We start from the raw sequence: 21,936 nt of genomic DNA on the forward strand, positions 1-21,936 counted from the left end.
ATGGGACTGGAAGACGAATATGTCGGCGACGCCGACTGGCAAACTTTCGTGCGCCTGTACGAAGAGGACTACCTCGACGACAGCGCTCGCACGCTCGCCAAGGCCATGGACGACCACCTCGACATGGCCGTGGTGCTCTACGGGAAACGCGGGCTCAAGGAGGGCATGTGGTGGCTGGAACAGGTCGTGCCGGCCCTGGGTAACAAGCGCCCGGCCGATTGCCTCAAGAATCCAAAGCTGGTCAAACGCCTGAGAATGGCCTTGATGAGCATGCCGTAACCCATAGCAATACACCGTGAAGTGCTGTGCACCCAAGGGCAGACCCGCACCCGCAGCGAATAAGACCGCAGTCCCTGTGCCTTGCGCACCGCATCAGTCGAAACTCAGCACCTCGCCGCCCTTGGCCTCGAGCATTTCGCTGAACACCGGCAACCTGGCAACGAAATCCGCTTCGAACGCCAGGTAGCGGTCCTGTGCCGGCAGGTAACGCACCTGCGGCTTGATACGCCGGATATCCTGGCTGGACAGTTTGAGCACCTGGTTGTCGAGCTGATTCCAGAACCAGGCCAGGGTGTACGAGCCGAACGTATTGGTGGTGTAGTTCCAGACCCACCAGTCACCGTGCCCTCGGCTGACATGAACATGCCCGTGGAACGTGCGTAGCGTGATGAGGTTCTTTGGCTCTGTGACGAGCAGGCGAGTGTCCTGGCGCACCTCGCTGCCAAAGCCATCCAGCAGCGCCTTCGTTGCGGTGCCCGTGACCAGGTTGAAGCGCCACGCCAGCAGCACGGTCTCGTGGTAGCGCGGGTCTTCGAGATTAGGGCGCTTGTCTTCGCTGAACAGCAGGATCTCATCCCCCCCCAGGTAGGCGGTCGAAGCCCTGAGGTGGTAGCCGTCCACCGCCGGCATCGGCCTGGCGGCGATGGCCTGGTGCGGTGGGTCCTGGTTCCAGATCCAGCACTGTGGGCCGTTGTGTTGCATGAACAGCAGGCGACGGGGGCCGATAGGCAGTATCGTCAGTTCATCCGGGTGTTCGAAAATGACTTCGCTGGCCTGCGCGGAGATCCGCCAGATACGCGTCATCGGCACCGGCTCGTAGATGCGCTGGCGTTCGAAGACCTCGGTATCCACCACGACGCAGGGTTGTTCAAACCCTGGCCACTCTACCTCGGCAGGGCCGAAAGCCTGGATGTCGTCGCCTTGGCGAACTTCGTACTTATAGCGGTCGTCCGAACTGTAGTCGCCGCTCCTGACCCGACGCCGCCACAGGCTGCGCCGGGCATTGGCGTCGATGAGCTGCAGATCGGCGCCGTCGAGCCCATCGGTGCGATGTTCGAGCATGTCCTGCTCGGCGGGCGGCCACTGATTGTAGTCAATCAGGAAGCACAGCCACTGCTCATCGTCCTGCTCGGTAATAGCGACCCAACCGTTGTGGTAGTTGCCGTCATGGACGTAGGTGGGGCCGGGATAGTCGTGCACTTCCTGGAGCCAGTTCACCTTGCTGCGCCTGGCCGGTTTGCGCGCGGTTTTCCGCTCAGCGACGCTAGCCTTTTCCGGCTCGATCAAGCTCGCGGTGAAGTCCTCCTGGTCTTGCCAGTGCCTGGCAAATGCCTCGCGCTGCTCGGTCGGGACCACGACCGGCCGATAATCATCGCCGCCAGCGTCCAGGTTCCACAGGTCATAGGCGCTTTCAGCCAAGGCGTTCGCCAGCGCCTGGAAGCAGATCTCGGGCATTTCGTTGGAGAGCTCGTCCAGCAACGCCTCGAATGGCTGGCCGACAAACACGTCGATATCGGGGTAGTAATGCTGGAGCAACCCAAGGAGCTCGCCGCCCGGCGTTTTCCAGTCGATATGAACCAGCGGATCAAAACGAGATTGCATCACGCCTGCCTTCCTTGAGTGTAAGGGCCAGCCCTAAATGCCAGTCAGTTAAGCCTGTGGGAGCAAAGCTTGCTCGCGATAGCAGTAAGTCAGTCACCCATAATGTTGACCGGCCTGCCGCTATCGCGAGCAAGCCTTGCTCCCACAGGTTTCTGCACCGCCCTGTCAGATGTTGGCCGGCACGAAGTCCGGGCCACCCAGCTTGTCACGCACCGTCACCGCCGAGCGCATCAAAGGTGTCCACATGCCGTCCGGGCTGTTCCACGTAGCGCCCGCCCAGCGGGTATCGGCCACCAGTTCGGCCTTGTGCCGTTCCAGCAAACGCTTGAGGGCGACGGCGACACTGCCCATGTCCACGTCAAACAGATCGCCATAGGGGCCTTGCGGCTGCTTGCGCTGTTTGTCCTGACAGAAGCGGTAGTACCAGACCCAGTCGTGGGCGATGTAGATCGCCCGCGTGCGGTCCGGGTAGGTCGCCAGCATCGTCAGCAGCGCCGAGACGAAGCGCATGGGGAAGCTGGCGTCGTGGGTCTGGCGCCAGTACGGCATGATCAACTGGTCGAACGCGGCCACCACGTTCTGCGGCTCGTCGTTATCGCTCTTGGCTTCGAGAAAGTAGAACGGCTCGCCCACCAGGAACTTGTCCAGCTCGTTATTGGCCAACGCCAGCAGCAGCACGCTGTCACTTGGATTGCTCATTGGATTCTCACTACGTCTCGGGTGGTCATCAACGCGTTGATATCGTTGCCATGGGCGATGGGCACGTTGTCCAGCACCGCTTCGCGCATGCCGCCCGGATGGGTCAGGCCGCCCGGCCGCCACAGCGAGTTCACCCCGCCTTCGTTACCGGTGGGCATCAGCACCTTGGGGTTGTCCAGGTTCATCATGTAGATGTCCTTGCCCACCAGCGATCCCGGATCGTAACCCAAGGCCGACTCCAGTACCGACACGTCGCCGGTTTTCTTGTACTCGGCGACCACGGCGTTCAGGTCGGATTTTGCCATGACGAACTTGTTCGGGTTGAACGAACCATATTTGGGGTTGGCGATATCGTCCGAGGTGAACAGGAAACTGCCACCCTCCTCCTCGAAGGTCTTGAGGTGCTTATCGACATACGGGCCTTCCAGATAATCCCGCGGCGGCGGTCGGCTGCCCTTGGGAATCGCCATGATATCGGCTTCGGTCACCCCCGCCTTGTAGGCCGCCGCGCGGGGTGTCGGGGTCGCGCCTAGGCGAGCCATTTTCGGCCCCAGGCCCAGCAGCGCCATGCCGGCGATGCCCTGGAGCAAGTCGCGATAACCCGGGCCGAGGCGGTCGCCCAACTGACCCAACAGCGCCATGCCCCCCATCATCGCGCCACCGATCACCACAAACCCGGCGAAGGCCGCCGCACCGGCCATCGCCGCCAGCACCGCGGCGGCGCCCATGGCGACCATGCCCAGGGCTTCCAGCCCGGTGTGCAGCCACCCTTCGAGATCGAGGACAAAGGCGACCGCAACCGTTGGCCCGCCAATGAACGTATTGGGGCTGCCGCTCTTGATGTGCGCGCCGCAGACCATCTTGCTCTGCAACCGCGCCGCCGGCCTGCCATTGATGAAAACTGTTGCGCTGCCTTCGGCGATCAGCACCGGGAATGGCCAGATCGGGTGATTCATCGGCAGGCCCGAACACGAGGACGACACGTCTGCCCCCGCGCGCATCGCGTTGCGGTTATTGATCTGGACGTTGAGGCTGCCCATGACCAACACTCCCGTGGTCGGCTCGGGCAGGTTGAAGATGGTGTTCAGGCCCTTGATGATCTGGAACATCGACAGGCCGCCCGCGGCAATCGAACCGGCCATGATCGCCAGCGCCACGCCGCCGGTCGCCACGGTGGCTGCGACCACCGCCGCACCGATCAACGCACCGGCAACGGCACCCGCCACCATCGCGGCGACACCAAAACCGTGGGCAATTTCATCGCCAAGACGCGCAGCGGCCAACATATCCATTTGGGGTTATCGTCTTCGCGCAGGGTAATCAGGCCGTTTGTGGACGCAGCTTGAGTGAGTGCATGGCCATCTTCCACGCCGACTCGTGGTGCACGAGATCGTTCGGGGTGGTGGTCAGGGTCGTGATCAACCCCACGGGCTGGCGGTCGATGAACACCTGGCGCAGCATCAGCTCCCGCCCCTCACGCTGCCAACTGTAATCGAGCAACACCGCTGCATGGCCATGGAGCGCGAAATCCCAGCGCTTGATCAGATTGAATCCGGGCAACTGCTGCTCGGCGCTTGCCAGTTGCGTGGCGACGTAGTCGTTGAACGGTGTATCGCCCCGGCCCGGGTCGCGGCTGATGACGAAACTGGCTTCCCTGGCCGTTCCGACGGCGGGCAACTTGAAGATGTTAATGCTCTGGTCCTGCCAACTGTCGGGAATGTCGAGGTCGGCTTCTTGGAGGCGATAGAGCGGCATGATTCGGGTTGTTTCCAGGCAAGGAGGTGGCGGAGTCAGCGGCAGATCTTCAAGCAATAGATGGTAACAATCAAGGCATGGGGAGGGGCCGTTCACGGGGCTATGACACCCGTCTCATTTCTCCCTCCCACAGCCTCCCTGGTCACCCGTTACCTGGATCTTCAAGCCGTCTTGCACGTCAACCAGGCGCTCCAGAACAGGCTGCTGAAGAAGCGGGTGGCATCGCCGAATCCGGACTCATGCAACAACGTCATGACGGCTGCCTCGGAATGCGGAGGGTCGGCACCTTCAAGGATCTTACCGAGCTTGACCTTCACTTCATCCGGACTTGCGCCGTGCTGCCGCCAGCGTTGTCCCCAGGCCGCCAGCAGCAACGGTTGGCTGGCATAAGCGTATTGGTTCCCCGCCACGACCAGAGGCGCCCCCGGTTTCAAATGGGCCCGTATGGACCGAAAGATCTGCCGCTTGGCTTCATCGCCCTCGAGGTGATGGAACACACCGATCAGGGTGGCGGCATCGTAAGACCCGTCCGCTGCCAGGTCCTCGACCTGACCGAGATGCAGGCGTGTTCTTTCAAGCAAGCCGTTCGCGTCCAACTGTTGCCTGGCGGCCTCCAGCATCGGCTCAGAAGGGTCGACGGCAGTGAAGCGCCAACCTGGCTCCAACGCTGCCATTGCAATGATCTCCTGAGCCGTGCCGCCAGCGCCCACGACCAGTATGTTCGCCGAGCCTGTCTGATCGAGGCTTGCCGCCAGCATGCAGGCGGCCAAGTCTTGGCAGGCGTCATACCCGGCCAGCGCGATACGGCTTTGTCGACCGTATTCATTGGCTCGGGCGGCATCGAATTTTGCAGCTGAGGGGTGTGGGGATGATTTCAAGGCGGCTCTCCTATGTCCGAGAATCAAGCTACGTCACCCGTTGGGATAATAAAAATTCATTAATTTCATGCGCTACATTCCCATCAGGAATGGCAAGCTCTATTCGAATTGAATTCGACGCCAGGGTAAGCTTCCCTCCAGCCCCCCATCTCGAGCCGCACAACGATGAATAACCAGGCGATGCGCCGTGTGTTAATGGCTTTGATTTTCCCGCTGATGTGCGCGCCCGTGCATGCGGCAACGTGGCAGATCTGCCGTCTGGAACTGCGCATCGTCGAGGTGCTGAAACAACCGTATCCGCAGCTCCAGGCCGAGGTTCTGAAAGTAAGCCGCAAATCGCCCGCGATCGAATGTCCGGAGGAAGGCTCAAGACTCACGTTCACGCCGGAAACCCCCGACTACCAAGCCACGCTGCCCCGCAAGCAATGGCCGGGGAAAGGGCAGTCGGTGCGTGTCGACTACCGGTACCTGGATGGCATTTGCAAGGGCGATGGCAATAACTATGCGTGCCGCATCAGGCATTACCCGGTGGTGGGTCGGTAGACCGCTATCGCGAGCAGGCTCGCTCCCACAATGGATTGGGGTCGTTCGCAGATCCCCTGGGGGAGCGAGCCTGCTCGCGATAACAGCTTGACGGGCACTGGGCCACTGAAAAAAAGCCATAAAAAAGGGCATCCGACTCCCTCGTCATGCCCTTTTTCATTGCTGCTTTATCCCCTCTGCCCGAGGAGCCCGTAGCAATTACGGGTTGACGCTGTCCTTCAACATCTTGCCCGGTTTGAAAGCAACGGTGTTGCTGGCCTTGATTTTCACCGGCTCACCGGTTTGTGGGTTCTTGCCGGTGCGGGCGCCGCGGTGACGTTGCAGGAAAGTGCCGAAGCCCACCAGGGTGACGCTGTCCTTGCGGTGCAGGGCGCCGGTGATTTCTTCCAGGACGGCGTTGAGGACGCGGTTGGCTTGTTCTTTGGTGAGGTCTGCTTTTTCCGCGATGGCGGCGGCGAGTTCTGGTTTACGCATGAATGAAGCCCCTTTGACGGTTTTTTTGTTGTTATGTCTGGACTGTTCTCTTGGGAAACAGCCTCTAAGGCACCGCAGGCTCTACACTGCGGCAGACGGGAGTGAGGATGGCACGGGCCCGGACACGACGCCAGTGTCCGCGCGACCTTTGTGGCATCAAAAGCATGGCTTTTGCGACAGAACCCCCAGTATTTACGCCAGCAAGGGCGGAAGTTCCTTGTTCAGGGCCAGTTTCTCCGTCACCGCTGTGCCTGTCAGGGCATAGCCCAGGAGGTTGCCTTCGGCGTCGCGGCACAACACCTTGATGTCGGAGCCCTGCCCTTCGACACTCCAGGTACCCTCACGGCCCCGTGGTGGTGGCGATACGACCAACGGGCATACCGGTGTCTTCACAGTAATCGGCATCGGACCGTAGCCGACGGCGGTCGGATTGCCCGCCAGGGTCTGGGCCAGGGCGCGGGCGCAGCTCATCAGCGGCATCACGTACAGCAGGTTCAAGCCATCGACCTCGGCGCAGTCGCCCAGGGCATAGATGTTGGCGTGGGATGTTTTCAGGTGGCGGTCGACCACCACGCCCCGATTGACCACCAGGCCGGCGGCGGCCGCCAGGTCGATACGCGGACGCAGGCCGATGGCCGAAACCACCAGGTCGCAGGCGATCACCTGGCCGTCGGACAGATGCGCCTCCAACCCGTCGGCGACCCGTTGCAGGCGGTTGAGTACCGGCCCCAGGTGGAAGCGGGCACCCAGGCTTTCCAGTCCAGCCTGCACCGCAGCGGCGGCAGCCGGATGCAGCAGCGTCGGCATGACCTGCTCGCAGGGCGCCACCAGTTGCACTTCGTAGCCGCCGAGGATCAGGTCGTTGGCGAATTCACAGCCGATCAGGCCGGCGCCCAGCAACAGCACCCGGCGCTTGCCGGCGGCCGACGCACGAAAGCGGGCGTAGTCTTCCAGGTCATTGATGGGGAAGATCAGGTCCGCCGCGTCGCCTTGCACCGGCACGCGCACGGTTTCAGCGCCCCAGGCCAGGACCAGGTCGCGGTAGTTCAGCGCTTCTTCACCGATCCACAAGCGCTTGTGGCCCGGATCGATGCCGCTGATACGGGTGTGGGTGCGGACTTCAGCCTTCAGTTGCTCGGCCATGGTCCCCGGCTCGGCCATGCTCAGGCCGTCGGCGTCCTTGTTCTTGCCAAAGCCGGTGGAAAGCATCGGCTTGGAGTAGGAACGACCGTCGTCCGCGGTAATCAGCAGCAGCGGGGTCTCGCTATCGAGTTTGCGAAACTCCCGGGCCAGGTTGTAACCGGCCAGGCCGGTACCGACGATGACGACAGGTGCGCTCATGTTGCTCTCCATGGGGCCTTTACGTGAAGGATGATCAGTTGATTTCGATCATTTCGAAGTCCATTTTGCCGACACCGCAGTCCGGGCAAAGCCAATCGTCTGGAACGTCCTCCCAGCGGGTGCCGGGCGCGATGCCATCGTCAGGCCAGCCGTCAGCTTCGTTATAGATCAGGCCACAGACGATACATTGCCACTTCTTCATTCCAATTCTTCCTCAAGATGTCAGGCCTTGGCCGGTATTTTCCGACTCAGGGCCGTTTTGTACTGATGGCTCGCGGCAGATGCAAGCACGATCGGCAGGCCGTAGGCCAGGCCAGTCAAAACCAGCGTCCGACATGGTAAGCTCGCGGCCTCATTTGCTGCCATTCAAGACTTCTGTGCCGCATACAAATTCGATATTTCCTACACTTCAATGGCAGCCCCGGCACCTGCTGTCACCTCGCCCCGATGCCGGTGTACTCGACTGGCTGTTCGACGAAGGCTCCCTGACCCGGCGCCTCACGCACCTGTCGGACGGACATTTCAGTGTGGCACCGTTGTTCGAGGGCTGGCAGCCGCTGCGCGACGACGAGTGTGCCGCGCTGGACCTGGCTCCTGGCAGCGAAGGCTGGGTGCGCGAGGTGTATCTGCACGGCCACGGCGAGCCCTGGGTGTTCGCCCGCAGCGTGGCGGCCCGCAGTGCATTGCAGGGCGACGGCTTGCAGATGGACGAACTGGGCAGCCGATCCCTGGGTGAGCTGCTGTTTAGCGACCAGGCTTTCCAGCGCGGGGCCATCGAGGTGTGCCATTACCCCGAGCCATGGTTGCCGCACGAGGTGCGCGCCGCTGAGTTGTGGGGCCGGCGCTCGCGTTTCGATCGCGGGGCGTTGAGTGTGCTGGTCGCGGAAATCTTCCTGCCGCGCCTGTGGAGCGTCGCCCGCGCCTATTCGGAGACTTGCTGATGTACTTGCAACTGCTCAAATCCTTGAATCGCTTGAACCCGCGGGCGTGGGACTTCGTGCAATTGACCCGCATGGACAAGCCCATCGGCATCTATCTGCTGCTGTGGCCGACCCTGTGGGCACTGTGGATTGCCGGCGACGGCTCGCCGTCGCTGGCCAACATCGTGATATTTGTTCTCGGCGTGACGCTGACCCGGGCCGGTGGCTGCGTGATCAACGATTGGGCCGACCGCAAGGTGGACGGCCACGTCAAGCGCACCGCACAGCGCCCGCTGGCCAGCGGCAAGATCAGTTCGAAAGAAGCCCTGGTGTTCTTCGCCGTGCTGATGGCTGTGAGTTTCCTGCTGGTGCTGTGCACCAACACGCCGACGATTTTGCTGTCCTTTGGCGGGCTGGCGCTGGCCCTCACCTACCCGTTCATGAAGCGTTACACCTACTACCCGCAGGTGGTGCTGGGCGCGGCGTTCTCCTGGGGCATGCCAATGGCGTTCACCGCCGAAACCGGCCATTTGCCGGCGTCCGCGTGGTTGCTGTACATCGCCAACCTGCTGTGGACCGTGGCCTACGACACCTACTACGCGATGACCGACCGGGACGATGATTTGCGGATCGGCGTGAAATCCACGGCGATTCTGTTTGGCGATGCCGACCGGGTGATCAATCTGACGCTGCAGGGCCTGGCGCTGGGCTGCCTGCTGCTGGCCGGCTCGCAGTTCAAGCTGGGCGGCTGGTTCCACCTGGGGCTGCTGGTCGCCGCCGGGTGTTTTGCCTGGGAGTTCTGGTACACCCGTGGCCGGGACCGGATGCGCTGCTTCCAGGCGTTCCTGCACAACCATTGGGCGGGGTTGGCAATTTTCGTGGGGATTGTGCTGGATTATGGGTTGCGCTGAGGCTAACTGTGGCGAGGGGCGGTGCGACGTTTCGCTAAATCCCCTCGCCACAATTGAATTTCACTAGCCCAAGCAGGTGGTTCGTCAGTCGGCCTTCGCAGCCTTCCAGGCGCCATCCATCAGGCCATCACCGGTCTTGTCCCCGGGCGCCTTGTCCTTGATGAAGGTGTACAACGGCTTGCCGTCGTAGGCCCACTGCATCGAGCCGTCGTCTCGCTTGATCACGGTCCATTCGCCCATGGACTTGTCGGTGTCCGTCGCCATGAGCGGTGGCCAGTTGGTTGCGCATTGGCCATTGCACATCGACTTGGCCCCTGCGTCCTTGGCAAACGTATACAGCGTCATACCTTTGTGGTCCGTCAGCATGCCGTCCTTTTCCATCGCCGGCTCAGCCGCGAAGGCCAGCGCCGGAAGCGCCAGGGCAGCCGTTACCGCCAATGCCTTGAGGGATTGCGTGAAATAAGTCATGGAAACCTTCTTTGGTGGTTGTCAGGATTCAGACTGAAAAGCGTAGTCCAGAATCCTCCTTGCCGTCGGACGCGGAAATACTGTCACACGACTGCAATAATTCCGTTATCTAATGCGGCGCAAGACAGTTAAATGACAAGAGGATTACCCCATGGTTGGCAGGAGCATTCTGATCGTCGACGACGAGGCGCCCATCCGCGAGATGATTGCCGTTGCGTTGGAGATGGCCGGCTATGACTGCATGGAAGCAGAGAACTCCCAACAGGCCCATGCCATCATCGTTGACCGCAAGCCCGACCTGATCCTGCTGGACTGGATGTTGCCCGGCACGTCTGGCATCGAGCTGGCGCGACGCCTCAAGCGTGATGAGCTGACCGGGGACATCCCGATCATCATGCTCACCGCCAAGGGCGAAGAAGACAACAAGATCCAGGGCCTGGAAGTGGGTGCGGATGATTACATCACCAAGCCGTTTTCCCCACGGGAGCTGGTGGCGCGCTTGAAAGCCGTGTTGCGCCGCGCCGGGCCAACCGATGGCGAAGCGCCAATTGAAGTCGGCGGCCTGCTGCTGGACCCCATCAGCCACCGCGTGACCATCGACGGCAAACCCGCCGAGATGGGCCCGACCGAATACCGCCTGCTGCAATTCTTCATGACCCACCAGGAGCGCGCCTACACCCGCGGGCAACTGCTGGATCAGGTCTGGGGCGGCAACGTCTATGTCGAGGAGCGCACCGTGGATGTGCACATCCGTCGCCTGCGCAAAGCCCTCGGTGACGCCTACGAGAATCTGGTACAAACCGTACGTGGCACCGGTTATCGTTTTTCTACCAAGGCCTGACCCGAGCCCTGACCGCCCGACAAGCTGACAAGGACGCGCGCTCAATTGAATCAAAACTGGCATGGCACCCTGATTCGCCACATGTTGTTGCTGGTGACCGGCTGTTTGCTGATCGGCCTGATCAGTGGCTATTACGGCTGGAGCCTCGCCGCGGGCCTGGGGCTTTACCTGGCCTGGACCCTCAAGCAGTTGCTGCGCCTGCATGAATGGCTGCGCCTGCACAAACCCGACGAGGCGCCACCCGACGGCTACGGCCTGTGGGGCGAGGTGTTCGACAGCATCTATCACCTGCAACGTCGCGACCAGCGCGTTCGCGGCCGCCTGCAGGCGGTAATCGACCGGGTCCAGGAATCCACTGCCGCCCTGAAAGACGCGGTGATCATGCTCGACAGCGACGGCAACCTGGAGTGGTGGAACCGCGCCGCCGAGACCCTGCTGGGCCTCAAGACGCCCCAGGACAGCGGTCAGCCGGTGACCAACCTGGTACGTCATCCGCGCTTCAAGGAATATTTCGAACAGGACAACTACGCCGAGCCCCTGGAGATTCCCTCGCCCACCAACGACCGGGTGCGCATCCAGTTGTACATCACCCGCTACGGCAACAATGAGCACTTGATGCTGGTGCGCGACGTCACGCGCATCCATCAATTGGAACAGATGCGCAAGGACTTCATCGCCAACGTATCCCATGAGCTGCGCACGCCGTTGACGGTGATCTGCGGTTACCTGGAAACCCTGCTCGACAACGTCGAAGAGGTGAATCCGCGCTGGAGTCGGGCCTTGCAGCAGATGCAGCAGCAGGGCGGGCGCATGCAGACCCTGCTCAACGATTTGCTGTTGCTGGCAAAACTGGAGGCCACCGATTACCCGTCGGACAACCAGCCGGTGCCCGTCGACGACCTGCTGCAGATCATCAGCGAGGATGCTCAGGAGCTGTCCGGGCCCAAGCGGCAGACCATCACCCTGGAGGTCGACCCTGCGGTGCAACTCAAGGGCAGCGAGGCGGAACTGCGCAGCGCGTTTTCCAACCTGGTGTTCAACGCGGTCAAGTACACGCCGGAACAAGGCCGGATCCACATCCGTTGGTGGGGCGATGTGCAAGGTGCCCACCTGAGTGTGCAGGATTCGGGCATCGGCATCGAAAGCAAACACCTGCCACGGCTGACCGAGCGCTTCTACCGCGTCGACTCCAGTCGCAACTCCAACACGGGAGGCACCGGGTTGGGCCTGGCGATCGTCAAGCACGTATTGCTGCGCCATCGCGCACGCATGGAAATCAGCAGCGTGCCCGGCCACGGCAGCACGTTTACCTGCCATTTCGCCCCGGCACAGGTGGTTCGCGCGCGCCTCACCAACCCCGCCGATTGACACCGGTCGGCACTACCCCCTAGGCAATCGCCGAGTCAGCCGCTACATTGGCTGACTTATGCCTGCTTTTTCAGGCCCTCATTTTTAACCTCTACAGCCCTTACGGAACCTGCAAAACTCCATCATGGACCCTTCCCCTGGCTTGTCCCTCGTTACACTCTTCGCCGAATTCGGCATGATTCTTTTTGCTCTGATCCTGGTTCTGCTCAACGGTTTTTTCGTTGCGGCCGAATTCGCCATGGTCAAATTGCGCTCGACCCGGGTCGAGGCCATTGCCGACCAGAACGGCTGGCGGGGGCACATCCTGCGCACCGTTCACAGTCAGCTCGATGCCTATCTGTCTGCCTGTCAGCTGGGTATCACCCTCGCCTCCCTGGGCCTGGGCTGGGTGGGCGAGCCGGCGTTCGCCCATATCCTCGAACCGTTGCTGGACCTGGTGGGCGTTCAGTCACCGGAGTTGATCAAGGGCATTTCGTTCTTCACCGCGTTCTTCATCATTTCGTACCTGCACATCGTGGTCGGTGAGCTGGCGCCCAAATCCTGGGCGATCCGCAAACCCGAGCTGCTGTCGCTGTGGACCGCCGTGCCGCTGTACCTGTTCTACTGGGCCATGTACCCGGCGATCTACCTGCTCAATGCCAGCGCCAACGCCATCCTGCGCATCGCCGGCCAAGGCGAACCCGGTCCCCATCACGAACACCATTACAGCCGTGAAGAGCTGAAGCTGATCCTGCACTCCAGCCGTGGCCAGGACCCGAGCGACCAGGGCATGCGCGTCCTGGCGTCGGCGGTGGAGATGGGCGAGCTGGAAGTGGTGGACTGGGCCAACTCCCGGGAAGACCTGGTGACGCTGGAATTCAACGCGCCGCTCAAGGAAATCCTGGCGCTGTTCCGACGCCACAAGTTCAGCCGTTATCCGGTGTACGACAGCGAGCGCCAGGAGTTCGTCGGCCTGCTGCACATCAAGGACCTGCTGCTGGAACTGGCGGCCCTGGACCACATTCCCGAGTCGTTCAACCTGGCCGAACTGACCCGTCCCCTGGAGCGCGTGTCGCGGCACATGCCGCTGTCTCAGTTGCTGGAGCAGTTCCGCAAGGGCGGCTCGCACTTCGCCGTAGTCGAGGAAGCCGACGGCAATATCATCGGCTACCTGACCATGGAAGACGTACTGGAAGTGCTGGTGGGCGATATCCAGGACGAACACCGCAAGGCCGAGCGCGGCATCCTGGCGTACCAGCCGGGCAAGCTGCTGGTACGTGGCGATACGCCTTTGTTCAAGGTCGAGCGCCTGCTGGGGATCGACCTGGACCATATCGAAGCCGAGACCCTGGCCGGGCTGGTCTACGAAACCCTCAAGCGGGTGCCGGAAGAGGAAGAAGTGCTGGAAGTCGAAGGTCTGCGGATCATCATCAAGAAGATGAAAGGACCGAAGATCATTCTGGCGAAGGTGTTGATGCTCGATTGAGCATCGCCCTGTGGCGAGGGGGTTTATCTGTGGCGAGGGGATTTATCCCCGTTGGGCTGCGCAGCAGCCCCATACAGCCTACTCAATCTGCCTGAAACACCGCGTTGCTGGTGTTCAGGGCTGCTTCGCAGCCCAGCGGGGATAAATCCCCTCGCCACAGATAGATCCTCTCGCCACAAAAACTCCCTCGGCACACCTCCAATCTATTGCTTGCCCACCGCAAAGCTGGGCAACTCCCCCACCGGTTGATCGAACTGGTAGGGGATCGACACCAGCCCCAACCCGGTATTGCGCTGCACCACGAAGTGCAGGTGCGGCCCGGAGCTGTTGCCGGTGTTGCCCGATAGCGCCAGTGGCGTGCCCACCGCCACCCGCTGTCCTTCCCGAACGCTCACCGAACCTTTCTGCAGGTGCAAGTAGACGCCCATGGTGCCGTCATCGTGCAGCACCCGCACGAAGTTGCCCGAGGGGTCGTCGCCACGGCCGGTCTGTTCATTCTCGGTCTTGATCACCACGCCGCCCCGCGCCGCGATGATCGGCGTGCCTACCGGCATGGCAATGTCCATGGCGTAGCGGTTCTTCGGACCGTAGTGGCTATATTGGCCGTTGGCCCCCTGGCTCAGCCGAAACGGCCCACCGCGCCACGGCAACGGGTAGCGATAGGCCTGTGCCGCGTCTGCCGGGTCGCCCAGGGAATATTCGAACCTGGGGGTGTACATCAACGGCTTTCCAGGTTGAATGGCCGTGAGCAGCGCCAGGCGCAGGTTGCTGCGCGCCGGCAAGACCCGACGAATCGGCCGGCTCGGCGCCCCGCTCACATTGTCCAGACCGGCGAAACTCAATTCGATCTCTACCGGTGCGTACAAGTCATTGCGCACGAACACTGCGTCCGCGCCCTTCTGCTTCTGGATGTCGAGAAACACCTGGCGCTCCAGGTGTTCGACCATGCGATCGCGAAACACGAACACCTGGGCGCCCCTGCTCGGGCGATCACTATAGGACACCACGCCATTGGCATCCGTGGATTTGTAGATCGTCATGGCCATGGCCGAAGTGGAGGCCAGGACAAGACCGCAAGCGAACAGCAGGGGCGCGAGCATGGGCAAAGGTTCTGTCGAAAAGTGGAGGCCTGCACAGCAGCCTAGCAGCTGGGATGGACATTCGTAATCGACAGTTGTTGCAGAGAGGGCTTGCCCGGGACCCACAGTCCCATCGCGAGCTGGCTCAGGATGGGGCTGATAAATACCTGTAATTAACTATCAGGAAACACCACCAGCTCCAGGTCAGGAGAACCAGCGGCCGTGCCGGCGAGTCGATCGACAATGCTCCAGATCGCGACTTTCGTCCCCAAAGGCAGATACGAAACTGGTACTTCATAGAGTATTTCACCCCCGCTGATGTCTGACTCTCTGACGGGAAAACGCCGCACGAAACCCATGCCGAAAATGCTGAGCATCAATACCACCACATCTCCCGCACTCATGCCCTGGGTCTTGATTCGTCCCGAGATTATGTCGCTTCCATCAGGCGGTAAGAGATTAGGGTAGTTCCCTCGAATCCAAAAAAACGGCTCAGGCACAGTCAGGTCACCCGCGACCTCCAGCCTGAGCGGGCGAGATATCACGGTACCCGTCGTAGATTGCACCGTATAGATAATCCGAACGCTGCCGTACTTGATCGACGTCAGGTAAGCCGGTTCGACCGGCACGAGCAGATCTTCAACCGGGCCAGCGCCGATGGTCAGATGTTTGACGAAACAGGCGTCTGCACTGGAGCCCCACCAATAAACCGAAACCAGTGCCCCCGGCGTGAATGAGGACGTAACCCTGAGCCTGAGGTTGACCCCTTGCGATTGCACAGACAGAGGAATCACGCCGTCAACGGCCTCATCCACGCACGGCGGGTAAAGCTGCCCCTCAAAAGCCAGGGGAGTGCTCGGTGATGTCGGATCTTCGAATTCGCTATAAAAATAGTACAGAACCGCGTCATACCATTGAAACAGCAACGCCCGTTCAGGCGGCACTTCCACCGTGACGTCCCGCCCTTCCTCCTCAATCGCTCCACCCTGGCCAAACATGGCCAGCAAATCCAGTGAGTGGAGGGCCACTTGATATCGCCCACCCACCCGCATCCCGTCGACAAAGGGAAACCGAATGGTTAAGCCTTTTTCCATAGCGGAAAATGGAATCTTCCCATCTACGGCTTCATCGATTGACGGCGCGAGTAAAGGTCCTTCATTTTGACGCAACGCCTTGGCAATCCGGTTCCTTTCTTCCAGGCTGATGAACTTGTTCATCGCGTTTTCCTATTTGGTGATGCGCACACGAAAAGTGCTCGCTCACGACAACCTAGAAAACAACGCCCCCAAAAAAACCTGTAGGAAATAACAGTTCAGACAAGCGGTTTCGTACAGCCGAACAGCTGTGTGGCTACCTGGCCTCATCGCGAGCAGGCTCGGGATGGGGCTGATAAATATCCTGCAATTAACTCTCAGGAAACACCACCAGCTCCAGATCAGGAGAGCCCGTGGCCGCGCCGGCAAAACGATCGACAATACTCCAGATCGCGACTTTCGTCCCCCATGGCAAATACGGAGTCTTTACCTCATAGAGTATTTCGCCCGCGCCGATGTCCGGCTCTCTGATGGGAAAACGTCGCACAAAGCCCTCGCCAGCAACGGAGAGCATCAATATCACCACATCTCCCGCGCTCATACCCTGGGTCGTGATTCGTCCCGAGATGATGTCGCTTCCGTCAGGCGGTAAGAGATTGGGGTAGCTCCCTAGCATCCAAAAAAGCGGCTCAGGCACAGCAAGGTCACCCGCGACCTCCAGCTTGAGCGGGCGAGATATCACGGTACCCGTCGTAGATTGCACCGTATAGATAATCCGAACGTTGCCGTACTTGATCGGCGTCAGGTAAGCCGGTTCGACCGGCACGAGCAGATCTTCAACCGGGCCAGCGCCGATGGTCAGGTGTTTGACGAAACAGGCGCCTGCACTGGAGCCCCACCAATACACCGAAACCAACGCCCCTGATGTGAATGAGGGCGTAACCCTGAGCCTGAGGTTGACCCCTCGCGATTGAACAGACAGAGGAATGACGCCGTCAACGGCCTCCTCCACGAGAGGCAGGTATAGCAGCCCCTCAAAAGCCAGTGGAGTGGTCGGTGACATCGGGTCTTCGAATTCGCTATAGGAATAGGACAGAACCGCGTCATAACCTTGAAATAGCAGCGCCCGTTCAGACGGCACTTCCACCGTGACGTCCCGCCCCTCCTCTTCAATTACTCCACCCTGGCCAAACACGACCTCCGTACCCGGTACTCGAAGGCTCACGTGGTATCGCCCACCCACCTGCATCCCGTCGACAAAGGGAAACCGAATGGTCAGCCCTTTTTCCATAGCGGAAAACGGAACCTTCCCGTCTACGGCTTCATCGATTGACGGCGCGAGTAAAGGTCCTTCATTTTGACGCAACGCCTCGGCAATCCGGTTCCTTTCTTCCAGGCTGATGAACTTGTTCATCGTAGTTTTCCTGTCTGATGATGCGTTCACGAAACGTGCTCGCTCACGACAACCTAGAAAACAACGATCCCAAAATAACCTGTAGGAAATAACAGTTCGGACAAGCGGCTTCGTACCGCCGGACTATGTGGATGCCTGGCCCATCGCGAGCGGGCTCGCTCCCACACTGGCGCTGCTGCGGACACACATTTCGTGACACTCAGAGCCCCATGTGGGAGCGAGCCTGCTCGCGATAGGCGGCCCAGCAAGCGCTGCCGGATCAGGCGCCCGGTACGAAGTGCTTCTGCGCGGTGCCGCGGGCGATCAGGCGGGAGATGTAATCGAGTTTCTGCGGATCTTTGTCGACGAAGCGGAAGGTCAGTTGCAGCCACTCGCTGTCCGGCGTCTGTTCGTGGGCGACGATGGCGTGCAGGTAGCCGTTCAGACGAGCGGTTTCAGCGTTGTCGCCCTGCTCCATGTCCAGCACCGAGCTCTCGAGCACCTGCGGCAGGGTGTCGGAGCGCTTGACCAGCAGCAGCGCTTCCTTGAGGCTCAAGGCCTTGATCACGCACTGTTGGGTGCCGCTGGACAGGCGCAATTGGCCCTGGCCGCGGTTGGCGCCGGCAGAGGCGGATGCGGCAGGTGCCTTGACCGGCGGGCTGTTGAGCAGGCCACGGGCCGGCGCAGCGGCGGCAGCAGCAGGCGCCGCTGCGGCTGGCCTGGCGGGCGTCGGGGCTGCTGCCGCGACAACCGGAGCCGCCTTGCCGCCCGTCAGGGCGCTGAGGGAATCATTGCCGAACGCCGAGTTCATCTTGGTCGGAGCGCTGTTCATCAGCGTGTCGAGCTTGCCGACCTTGTGCAGGGCCTGTTTGACTTTGGTCAGCAACTGTTCGTTGGTGAAGGGCTTGCTGACATAGCCGGAAACACCGGCCTGGATCGCCTGGACCACGTTTTCCTTGTCGCCACGGCTGGTGACCATGACGAACGGCATGCCCTTGAGGTTGTCCTGCTGGCGGCACCAGGTCAACAACTCCAGGCCAGACATTTCCGGCATTTCCCAGTCGCACAGCACCAGGTCGAACGCCTCGCGGGCCAGCAGAGCCTGGGCTTTTCTGCCATTCACCGCGTCTTCGATACGGATGCCCGGGAAGTAATTGCGCAGGCACTTCTTCACCAGGTCACGAATGAACGAAGCATCGTCCACGACCAACACACTGACCTTACTCATCCAGATACACCTCTAAAAAATCCCGGCAAGCATACCGCTTTTACTGATGGCACATCGCCAAAAACCTTCAGTCACGCCGGGACTTTTCGTTCACGGGGTGCTGCTGTCGATAAAAAAAATGGCAAAAAAAAGCCCGACCAGAAGGCCGGGCGCTTTTCTTGGCAATCCTACTTATCGTCAGTTTCGCCCGGAACATTAGGGGTTTCGGACAGGGTGCCCTCAACTTCTTCCTTCATGCGCTTGAGTCCCATGTGCCGTACGTCGGTACCACGCACCAGGTAGATCACAAGTTCGGAGATGTTGCGCGCATGATCGCCGATACGCTCCAGGGAACGCAGCACCCAGATGATGCTCAGCACCCGGGAGATCGAGCGCGGGTCTTCCATCATGTAGGTCGCCAGCTCACGCAGGGCGGTCTTGTATTCGCGGTCGATGATCTTGTCGTACTGGGCCACCGACAACGCCAGGTCGGCGTCAAAGCGGGCGAAGGCGTCCAGGGCATCGCGAACCATGTTGCGTACCTGGTCGCCGATATGACGCACTTCGACATAGCCCCGTGGCGCCTCGCCCTCTTCGCACAACTGGATGGCGCGACGGGCGATCTTGGTGGCTTCGTCGCCGATCCGCTCGAGATCGATCACCGACTTGGAGATGCTGATGATCAGCCGCAGGTCGGAAGCAGCCGGCTGGCGACGCGCCAGGATACGCAGGCACTCTTCGTCGATGTTGCGTTCCATCTGGTTGATCTGGTCGTCGATCTCGCGCACTTGCTGGGCCAGGCCGGAATCGGCCTCGATCAGCGCGGTCACCGCGTCGTTGACCTGCTTTTCCACCAGCCCGCCCATGGCCAGCAGATGGCTGCGCACCTCCTCCAGCTCGGCGTTGAACTGGGCGGAAATGTGGTGAGTAAGGCCTTCCTTCGAAATCATGGGTTTGCTCCGCAAAAGCTGTGAGCTGCAAGCTTCAAGCTGCAAGCTGATTTGTGTCGTTACGCTGAACTGCTTTTACTTGCCGCTTGAAGCTTGCGGCTCGCAGCTGCCGCTAGCCGTAGCGGCCGGTAATGTAGTCTTCGGTCTGCTTCTTGGCCGGATTGGTAAACAAGGTGTCGGTATCGCCGAACTCCACCAGCTTGCCCATGTACATGAAGGCCGTGTAGTCGGAAACCCGCGCCGCCTGCTGCATATTGTGGGTCACGATGACGATGGTGAACTTGGACTTGAGCTCGTAGATCAACTCTTCGACCTTCAATGTCGAGATCGGGTCCAGGGCCGAGCAGGGTTCGTCGAGTAGCAGTACTTCCGGCTCCACGGCGATGGTGCGGGCGATCACCAGGCGTTGCTGCTGACCACCGGACAGGCCCAGGGCCGAATCATGCAGGCGGTCCTTGACCTCATCCCACAGTGCCGCCCCCTTGAGCGCCCATTCCACGGCTTCATCGAGAATGCGCTTCTTGTTGATGCCCTGGATGCGCAGTCCGTAGACCACGTTTTCGTAGATGGTCTTCGGGAACGGGTTGGGCTTCTGGAACACCATACCCACGCGACGGCGCAGCTCGGCGACGTCTTCGCCCTTGCGGTAGATGTTGTTGCCGTAGAGATTGATTTCACCTTCGACGCGGCAACCGTCAACCAGGTCGTTCATGCGGTTGAAGGTGCGCAGCAAGGTCGACTTGCCGCAGCCCGACGGACCGATGAACGCGGTCACGCGCTGTTTCGGGATGTTCAGGCTGACATCGTACAGCGCTTGCTTCTGGCCGTAGAACAGGCTCAGGCCCGGCACTTCGATGGCGACAGTTTCATCGGCCAGGTTCAGGCTCTGCTTATCGCGACCCAGGGCCGACATGTTGATGCCGTGTGTATGTGCTTCGTGTTGCATGGGAGGCTCCCTGTGCTAACAAATTCGGTTCGGTTGGCTGCTGAGCAGCCATGCCAATCGGTGTACTTGTGTGGGAGCAAGCCCGCTCCCACATGGAAATCAGCTATCCAGTGCCTTGTACTTCTCGCGCAGGTGGTTACGGATCCACACGGCCGACAGGTTCAACGTGGCAATCACCAGCACCAGCAGCAATGCCGTGGCATAGACCAGGGGCCGTGCCGCTTCGACGTTCGGGCTCTGGAAGCCCACGTCATAGATATGGAAGCCCAGGTGCATGATCTTCTGGTCCAGGTGCACGTAGGGGTAGTTGCCGTCCAAGGGCAGCGACGGCGCCAGTTTCACCACACCCACCAGCATCAGCGGCGCCACTTCACCGGCGGCACGGGCCACCGCGAGGATCATGCCGGTCATCATCGCCGGGCTCGCCATCGGCAGGACGATCTTCCACAGGGTCTCGGCCTTGGTCGCGCCAAGGGCCAGGGAGCCTTCACGCACGGTGCGCGGGATCCGCGCCAGGCCTTCCTCGGTCGCCACGATCACCACCGGCACCGCCAGCAGGGCCAGGGTCAGGGAGGCCCAGAGCAGGCCCGGGGTGCCGAAGGTCGGCGCCGGCAGCGCTTCGGGGAAGAACAGACGGTCAACCGAGCCGCCCAGCACATAGACGAAGAAGCCCAGGCCGAACACGCCGTAAACGATGGCCGGTACGCCCGCCAGGTTGTTCACCGCAATGCGGATCAGGCGGGTCATCGGGCCCTGACGGGCGTACTCCCGCAAGTAAACCGCTGCCAGCACGCCGAACGGCGTCACGATCATCGCCATGATCAGGGTCATCATCACCGTGCCGAAAATCGCCGGGAAAATCCCGCCTTCGGTGTTGGCTTCACGGGGATCGTCGCTGAGGAACTCCCAGACCTTGCTGAAATAGAACCCGAGCTTGGTGAAAGTGCCCATGCCGTTCGGCTGGTAAGCGTGCACCACTTTGCCAATGCCGATTTCCACTTCCTTGCCGTTGGCATCGCGGGCGGTCAGGCTATCGCGGTTGAACTGGGCGTGCAGGTCGGTCAGGCGCGCCTCAATCTCCTTGTAGCGGGCGTCGAGCTCGGCACGTTCGCTGGCCATGTCGGCTTGCGCAGCGGCGTCGAGTTTGCCCTCCAGTTCCAGCTTGCGACCGTGCAGGCGGATACGCTCCAGGCCGGCGTTGATCGCACCGATGTCGGATTTTTCCAAGGTCTTGAGCTCGGCGGCGAGCTGGTTGACCCGCGCAATGCGAGCCTGCAACTGCGGCCAGGCGGCCTCGCCTTCGGCGACGACCTTGCCTTCTTCCTTGACGTTGACCAGATAGCCGTAGAAGTTGCCCCACTCGCGGCGCTCGATGGCCATCAGCTCCGGCGGCGTGGTCTGGTCGCTCAGCCAGTCACCGACGATCCAGGTGAAGTCGGTGCCGTTCAAGTCCCGGTTGCCGACCTTGATCAGCTCGCGGGTCATGAACTCGGGGCCTTCGTCCGGCACCGGCAGGCCAGCGCTTTTCAGGCGCTCACGGGGCACTTCTTCCTTCTGCACCACTTCGCCGACCACCAGGTGCGCGGGCATGCCCGGCACGTTGTAGTTGGCGTGGATCAGGTCCGCCGGCCAGAAATGACCCAGGCCACGCACGGCAATCACTGCCAGCAGACCAATGGTCATGATGACCGCGATGGACACCGCGCCACCGCTGATCCAGACGCCGGGGGCGCCGCTCTTGAACCATCCTTTCAGGGAGTTCTGTTTCACAGACTTCTACCTT

At 61.1% G+C, this 21,936-nt stretch carries 23 protein-coding genes; 7 read left to right on the forward strand and 16 right to left on the reverse strand.

Annotated elements, in window-relative coordinates; genetic code table 11:
• The gene (locus ACODTO_RS05015; protein WP_139641231.1) at positions 1–279 is read left to right on the forward strand and encodes a hypothetical protein; all 279 of its coding nucleotides are present in this window, start codon (positions 1–3) and stop codon (positions 277–279) included.
• A gap of 93 nt (positions 280–372) precedes the next feature.
• Here ACODTO_RS05015 and ACODTO_RS05020 read toward each other — a convergent pair whose 3' ends face one another.
• The 5 genes from ACODTO_RS05020 to ACODTO_RS05040 form a co-directional block, all read right to left on the reverse strand.
• Complete coding sequence (locus ACODTO_RS05020) at positions 373–1,881, reverse strand: DUF6630 family protein (RefSeq protein WP_489106047.1); 1,509 nt, start codon at positions 1,879–1,881, stop codon at positions 373–375.
• A gap of 165 nt (positions 1,882–2,046) precedes the next feature.
• Positions 2,047–2,580 (reverse strand): hypothetical protein, encoded by a 534-nt coding sequence (locus ACODTO_RS05025; RefSeq protein ID WP_489106048.1) that lies wholly within the window; start codon positions 2,578–2,580, stop codon positions 2,047–2,049.
• Positions 2,577–3,872 carry a PAAR domain-containing protein gene (locus ACODTO_RS05030; protein ID WP_139641236.1) on the reverse strand — a complete coding sequence of 432 codons (1,296 nt, stop codon included), beginning with the start codon at positions 3,870–3,872 and terminating at the stop codon, positions 2,577–2,579. Before ACODTO_RS05030 ends, ACODTO_RS05025 begins: the two co-directional genes overlap by 4 nt.
• A gap of 28 nt (positions 3,873–3,900) precedes the next feature.
• A complete protein-coding gene (locus ACODTO_RS05035) occupies positions 3,901–4,335 on the reverse strand; it encodes a DcrB-related protein (protein WP_139641238.1) in 435 nt (144 codons plus the stop codon).
• Between the two features lie 161 nt (positions 4,336–4,496).
• Positions 4,497–5,213, reverse strand: a complete 717-nt coding sequence (locus tag ACODTO_RS05040) for a class I SAM-dependent methyltransferase (RefSeq protein ID WP_489106049.1) — start codon at positions 5,211–5,213, stop codon at positions 4,497–4,499.
• A 165-nt stretch (positions 5,214–5,378) separates the two neighbouring features.
• On the opposite strand from ACODTO_RS05040, the gene ACODTO_RS05045 reads away from it, so the two are divergent.
• Positions 5,379–5,756 (forward strand): hypothetical protein, encoded by a 378-nt coding sequence (locus ACODTO_RS05045; RefSeq protein WP_489106050.1) that lies wholly within the window; start codon positions 5,379–5,381, stop codon positions 5,754–5,756.
• A 198-nt stretch (positions 5,757–5,954) separates the two neighbouring features.
• Here the strand turns inward: ACODTO_RS05045 and ACODTO_RS05050 are convergent, their stop codons facing one another.
• The 3 genes from ACODTO_RS05050 to ACODTO_RS05060 form a co-directional block, all read right to left on the reverse strand.
• Positions 5,955–6,230: an HU family DNA-binding protein gene (locus tag ACODTO_RS05050; protein WP_024777879.1), complete on the reverse strand. Its 276-nt coding sequence runs from the start codon at positions 6,228–6,230 to the stop codon at positions 5,955–5,957.
• A gap of 192 nt (positions 6,231–6,422) precedes the next feature.
• Complete coding sequence (locus ACODTO_RS05055; RefSeq protein WP_139641242.1) at positions 6,423–7,571, reverse strand: NAD(P)/FAD-dependent oxidoreductase; 1,149 nt, start codon at positions 7,569–7,571, stop codon at positions 6,423–6,425.
• 34 nt (positions 7,572–7,605) lie between these two features.
• Positions 7,606–7,773: a rubredoxin gene (locus tag ACODTO_RS05060; RefSeq protein ID WP_139641244.1), complete on the reverse strand. Its 168-nt coding sequence runs from the start codon at positions 7,771–7,773 to the stop codon at positions 7,606–7,608.
• A gap of 175 nt (positions 7,774–7,948) precedes the next feature.
• Between ACODTO_RS05060 and ACODTO_RS05065 the strand changes: the two genes are divergently transcribed.
• On the forward strand, positions 7,949–8,512 hold the full coding sequence (locus ACODTO_RS05065) for a chorismate--pyruvate lyase family protein (RefSeq protein ID WP_257225562.1): 564 nt from the start codon (positions 7,949–7,951) through the stop codon (positions 8,510–8,512).
• Positions 8,512–9,402: a 4-hydroxybenzoate octaprenyltransferase gene (ubiA, locus tag ACODTO_RS05070; protein ID WP_139641248.1), complete on the forward strand. Its 891-nt coding sequence runs from the start codon at positions 8,512–8,514 to the stop codon at positions 9,400–9,402. The genes ACODTO_RS05065 and ubiA overlap by 1 nt, the downstream gene beginning before the upstream one ends.
• A gap of 84 nt (positions 9,403–9,486) precedes the next feature.
• Here ubiA and ACODTO_RS05075 read toward each other — a convergent pair whose 3' ends face one another.
• Positions 9,487–9,870, reverse strand: a complete 384-nt coding sequence (locus ACODTO_RS05075) for a COG4315 family predicted lipoprotein (protein WP_139641250.1) — start codon at positions 9,868–9,870, stop codon at positions 9,487–9,489.
• 151 nt (positions 9,871–10,021) lie between these two features.
• Here ACODTO_RS05075 and phoB point away from each other — a divergent pair, with 151 nt between their 5' ends.
• The 3 genes from phoB to ACODTO_RS05090 all read left to right on the forward strand — a co-directional run bounded on the left by phoB (position 10,022) and on the right by ACODTO_RS05090 (position 13,544).
• On the forward strand, positions 10,022–10,711 hold the full coding sequence (phoB, locus tag ACODTO_RS05080; RefSeq protein WP_003177195.1) for a phosphate regulon transcriptional regulator PhoB: 690 nt from the start codon (positions 10,022–10,024) through the stop codon (positions 10,709–10,711).
• 81 nt (positions 10,712–10,792) lie between these two features.
• The gene (gene phoR, locus ACODTO_RS05085) at positions 10,793–12,079 is read left to right on the forward strand and encodes a phosphate regulon sensor histidine kinase PhoR (protein ID WP_489106059.1); all 1,287 of its coding nucleotides are present in this window, start codon (positions 10,793–10,795) and stop codon (positions 12,077–12,079) included.
• A gap of 124 nt (positions 12,080–12,203) precedes the next feature.
• Positions 12,204–13,544 carry a hemolysin family protein gene (locus tag ACODTO_RS05090; protein WP_041020539.1) on the forward strand — a complete coding sequence of 447 codons (1,341 nt, stop codon included), beginning with the start codon at positions 12,204–12,206 and terminating at the stop codon, positions 13,542–13,544.
• A 203-nt stretch (positions 13,545–13,747) separates the two neighbouring features.
• On the opposite strand, the gene ACODTO_RS05095 is transcribed toward ACODTO_RS05090, so the two are convergent.
• The 7 genes from ACODTO_RS05095 to pstA form a co-directional block, all read right to left on the reverse strand.
• Positions 13,748–14,644 carry a peptidoglycan DD-metalloendopeptidase family protein gene (locus tag ACODTO_RS05095; protein WP_175386717.1) on the reverse strand — a complete coding sequence of 299 codons (897 nt, stop codon included), beginning with the start codon at positions 14,642–14,644 and terminating at the stop codon, positions 13,748–13,750.
• A gap of 152 nt (positions 14,645–14,796) precedes the next feature.
• Positions 14,797–15,840 (reverse strand): archease, encoded by a 1,044-nt coding sequence (locus tag ACODTO_RS05100; protein WP_241801607.1) that lies wholly within the window; start codon positions 15,838–15,840, stop codon positions 14,797–14,799.
• A gap of 187 nt (positions 15,841–16,027) precedes the next feature.
• The gene (locus ACODTO_RS05105) at positions 16,028–17,071 is read right to left on the reverse strand and encodes a hypothetical protein (RefSeq protein ID WP_139641256.1); all 1,044 of its coding nucleotides are present in this window, start codon (positions 17,069–17,071) and stop codon (positions 16,028–16,030) included.
• 259 nt (positions 17,072–17,330) lie between these two features.
• Positions 17,331–18,278: a response regulator gene (locus ACODTO_RS05110; RefSeq protein WP_489106051.1), complete on the reverse strand. Its 948-nt coding sequence runs from the start codon at positions 18,276–18,278 to the stop codon at positions 17,331–17,333.
• 167 nt (positions 18,279–18,445) lie between these two features.
• On the reverse strand, positions 18,446–19,207 hold the full coding sequence (gene phoU / locus ACODTO_RS05115; protein WP_139641260.1) for a phosphate signaling complex protein PhoU: 762 nt from the start codon (positions 19,205–19,207) through the stop codon (positions 18,446–18,448).
• A 112-nt stretch (positions 19,208–19,319) separates the two neighbouring features.
• A complete protein-coding gene (pstB, locus tag ACODTO_RS05120; RefSeq protein ID WP_024777868.1) occupies positions 19,320–20,153 on the reverse strand; it encodes a phosphate ABC transporter ATP-binding protein PstB in 834 nt (277 codons plus the stop codon).
• Positions 20,154–20,252: 99 nt separating this feature from the next.
• Complete coding sequence (pstA, locus tag ACODTO_RS05125; protein ID WP_041020232.1) at positions 20,253–21,923, reverse strand: phosphate ABC transporter permease PstA; 1,671 nt, start codon at positions 21,921–21,923, stop codon at positions 20,253–20,255.
• Positions 21,924–21,936 lie beyond the last annotated feature (13 nt).

It is taken from the genome of Pseudomonas sp. FG13 (genome assembly GCF_057809755.1).

Excerpts from the sequence above, each read along its gene's own strand:
- ACODTO_RS05100 (WP_241801607.1), bottom strand. The coding sequence starts at position 15,840 with ATGAACAAGTTCATCAGCCTGGAAGAAAGGAACCGGATTGCCAAGGCG.
- ACODTO_RS05055 (WP_139641242.1), bottom strand. The coding sequence starts at position 7,571 with ATGAGCGCACCTGTCGTCATCGTCGGTACCGGCCTGGCCGGTTACAAC.
- phoB (WP_003177195.1), top strand. The coding sequence starts at position 10,022 with ATGGTTGGCAGGAGCATTCTGATCGTCGACGACGAGGCGCCCATCCGC.
- ACODTO_RS05015 (WP_139641231.1), top strand. The coding sequence starts at position 1 with ATGGGACTGGAAGACGAATATGTCGGCGACGCCGACTGGCAAACTTTC.
- ACODTO_RS05030 (WP_139641236.1), bottom strand. The coding sequence starts at position 3,872 with ATGGATATGTTGGCCGCTGCGCGTCTTGGCGATGAAATTGCCCACGGT.
- phoU (WP_139641260.1), bottom strand. The coding sequence starts at position 19,207 with ATGATTTCGAAGGAAGGCCTTACTCACCACATTTCCGCCCAGTTCAAC.
- ACODTO_RS05105 (WP_139641256.1), bottom strand. The coding sequence starts at position 17,071 with ATGAACAAGTTCATCAGCCTGGAAGAAAGGAACCGGATTGCCGAGGCG.
- ACODTO_RS05035 (WP_139641238.1), bottom strand. The coding sequence starts at position 4,335 with ATGCCGCTCTATCGCCTCCAAGAAGCCGACCTCGACATTCCCGACAGT.
- phoR (WP_489106059.1), top strand. The coding sequence starts at position 10,793 with ATGTTGTTGCTGGTGACCGGCTGTTTGCTGATCGGCCTGATCAGTGGC.
- ACODTO_RS05075 (WP_139641250.1), bottom strand. The coding sequence starts at position 9,870 with ATGACTTATTTCACGCAATCCCTCAAGGCATTGGCGGTAACGGCTGCC.
- ACODTO_RS05090 (WP_041020539.1), top strand. The coding sequence starts at position 12,204 with ATGGACCCTTCCCCTGGCTTGTCCCTCGTTACACTCTTCGCCGAATTC.
- ACODTO_RS05095 (WP_175386717.1), bottom strand. The coding sequence starts at position 14,644 with ATGCTCGCGCCCCTGCTGTTCGCTTGCGGTCTTGTCCTGGCCTCCACT.
- pstB (WP_024777868.1), bottom strand. The coding sequence starts at position 20,153 with ATGCAACACGAAGCACATACACACGGCATCAACATGTCGGCCCTGGGT.
- ubiA (WP_139641248.1), top strand. The coding sequence starts at position 8,512 with ATGTACTTGCAACTGCTCAAATCCTTGAATCGCTTGAACCCGCGGGCG.
- ACODTO_RS05045 (WP_489106050.1), top strand. The coding sequence starts at position 5,379 with ATGAATAACCAGGCGATGCGCCGTGTGTTAATGGCTTTGATTTTCCCG.
- ACODTO_RS05060 (WP_139641244.1), bottom strand. The coding sequence starts at position 7,773 with ATGAAGAAGTGGCAATGTATCGTCTGTGGCCTGATCTATAACGAAGCT.
- ACODTO_RS05025 (WP_489106048.1), bottom strand. The coding sequence starts at position 2,580 with ATGAGCAATCCAAGTGACAGCGTGCTGCTGCTGGCGTTGGCCAATAAC.
- ACODTO_RS05050 (WP_024777879.1), bottom strand. The coding sequence starts at position 6,230 with ATGCGTAAACCAGAACTCGCCGCCGCCATCGCGGAAAAAGCAGACCTC.
- ACODTO_RS05020 (WP_489106047.1), bottom strand. The coding sequence starts at position 1,881 with ATGCAATCTCGTTTTGATCCGCTGGTTCATATCGACTGGAAAACGCCG.
- ACODTO_RS05110 (WP_489106051.1), bottom strand. The coding sequence starts at position 18,278 with ATGAGTAAGGTCAGTGTGTTGGTCGTGGACGATGCTTCGTTCATTCGT.